Origin of the sequence: Cognatundibacterium luofuense (assembly GCF_018139685.1) — a bacterium.
In the GTDB taxonomy this organism is placed as follows: Bacteria; Pseudomonadota; Gammaproteobacteria; order Burkholderiales; family Burkholderiaceae_D; genus Undibacterium; species Undibacterium luofuense.
Genome location: NZ_JAGSPN010000614.1, coordinates 1 through 287 on the forward strand (window position 1 = coordinate 1; position 287 = coordinate 287).

1 protein-coding gene is annotated in these 287 nt (G+C 53.7%); it reads left to right on the forward strand.

Annotated features, from left to right (window positions below):
- Window positions 1-52 precede the first annotated feature (52 nt).
- Window positions 53-287: hypothetical protein (locus KDM89_RS21875; RefSeq protein WP_230428024.1), on the forward strand; the 235-nt coding region annotated here is incomplete at its 3' end.

Below are 287 nucleotides of genomic sequence, written 5' to 3' on the forward strand. Positions count from 1 at the left end.
CCGCCTTTACTATTCGAACTCGGCAAGATTACACGTCGCGCAGGATGGAAGTATGCAAGGTGAGGATGGCAAGCTGACGCTGACACCACTCACGCACAGCACAACCAAGCCAGCGCAGGCACAATTCCAGTATCTGCCTGCAGGGCTGCAATTTCAGCTACAACAAGACTCCGGTCACGTACAGCAACTACTGCGCTCGCAACTCATCATCGTGAAAGAAGATGCCAAGGGAAAGGTCATCGGCTACACGCATCTGCAACACCCGGCTGCACTCGACACCTTATATG